Raw genomic sequence first — 2,007 nt, 5'->3', positions numbered from 1 at the left:
CGACAAGACTCTCAATGTCGTATTCCCCGGAGTCCTGGCCAATGACTTCGACCCCGACGGCGACCCCTTGAGTGCCAAACTGGTGTCCTTGCCAAACAACGGCAAGGTCAATTTCAACCCTGACGGTTCCTTTAGCTATACTCCCAATCCCGGTTTTGTCGGCTTGGAGGAATTCAGCTACAGTGTCAGCGATGTAACCTTCGCGTCTGCGACCACTCAAATAAGTATTAATGTCACCAATCAGCCGCCGCAGGCAAATAGTGACCGTTACAACACTCCTCACGACAAGACTCTCAATGTCGTATTCCCCGGAGTCCTGGCCAATGACTTCGACCCCGACGGCGACCCCTTGAGTGCCACACTGCAATCATTTCCCAGTAACGGCAAGGTCAATTTCAACCCTGACGGTTCCTTTAGCTATACTCCCAATCCGGGTTTTTTCGGCTTTGACAACTTCAGCTACAACGTCAGCGACGGAACCTTCACGTCTGGGTCTGCTGAGATACGTATTAATGTCACCAATCAGCCGCCGCAGCCAAATAGCGACCGTTACAACACTCCTCACGACAAGACTCTCAATGTCGAATTCCCCGGAGTTCTGGCCAATGACTTCGACCCCGACGGCGACCCCTTGAGTGCCACACTGCTATCAGTCCCCAGTAACGGCAAGGTCAATTTCAACCCTGACGGTTCCTTTAGCTATACTCCCAATCCGGGTTTTGTCGGCTTGGAGGTATTCAGCTACAGCGTCAGCGACGGGACCTTCACGTCTGGGTCTGCTCAGATAGGTATTAATGTCGGCAATCAGCCGCCGCAGGCAAATAGCGACAATTACAAAACCCTGCACGATCAAGCCATCAACGTGCCAGTTGCGACAGGAGTTTTAGCCAACGATAGCGACTTAGACGGTGATTTATTGACTGCAACTAAAGTCACAAATCCCAACAATGGCACTCTCGAATTGAATAATGATGGTTCGTTTATTTATACTCCGAATCCTGGATTTGTTGGACTCGATAGCTTCACTTATAGTGTCAGCGACGGGATTGCTACCCTACCACCAATTGTGGCAAATATCAATGTCACTAACAATCCGCCGATCGCACAACCTGACACCTACAGCATCAGTGCGGGAAAAGTCCTCAGCGAAATAGTGCCGGGAGTTTTAGCCAACGACTCCGACGCAGATTTAGACGCACTAACTGCTGCAGTGGCCGCCAACCCGACGAAAGGGTCGATCGCCCTCAACAAAGACGGTTCTTTTACTTATACTCCTAACGCTGGCTTTTCTGGAACAGACACATTTACCTACACAGTCAGCGACGGAATAGTGAGCTCTGAACCGGCTACCGTGACTATCAGCGTCAATAATAACCCGCCTGTTGCGAATTCTGACAGCTATACTACGGCTTTTAATACGAGTCTCAACGTGACGGGTTTGGGAGTCTTAATCAACGATACAGACCCGGAAAATGACCCGCTGACGGCGATTCTGGTGACAAATCCGGCTACAGGGTCGATCGCCCTCAACGCTAACGGTTCTTTCATTTACACTCCGAATCCTGGTTTTGCAGGGACAGACTCTTTTACCTACAAAGCTAACGACGGGAAAGCTGATTCTGCGATCGTCACGGCAAGCATTCTTGTAAATAACCCTCCGACTCCGACTCCCACGGAAACTCCGACTCCGACTCCCACGGAAACTCCAACTCCGACTCCCACGGAAAGTCCGACTCCGACTCCCACGGAAACTCCGACTCCGACTCCCACGGAAACTCCGACTCCGACTCCGACAGAAACTCCGACTCCGACTCCGACAGAAACTCCGACTCCGACGGAAACTCCGACTCCGACTCCGACGGGAACTCCAACGCCAACGGAAACTCCGACTCCGACTCCGACGGGAACTCCAACGCCAACGGAAACTCCGACTCCGACTCCGACGGAAACTCCGACTCCGACTCCGACGGGAACTCCAACGCCAACGGAAACTCCGACTCCGACTCC

At 52.3% G+C, this 2,007-nt stretch carries 1 protein-coding gene; it reads left to right on the top strand.

Going from position 1 to position 2,007, the window contains the following annotated elements:
• The coding region (locus tag QUA74_RS29650) for a cadherin-like domain-containing protein (RefSeq protein ID WP_333336334.1) at positions 1 to 2,007 on the top strand (2,007 nt) is incomplete at both ends.

It is taken from the genome of Microcoleus sp. LAD1_D3 (assembly GCF_036702135.1).
Classification (GTDB): domain Bacteria; phylum Cyanobacteriota; class Cyanobacteriia; order Cyanobacteriales; family Microcoleaceae; genus Microcoleus.
Note: the sequence above shows the minus strand (reverse complement) of the source record. Positions and strands in the feature narration are given on the sequence as shown.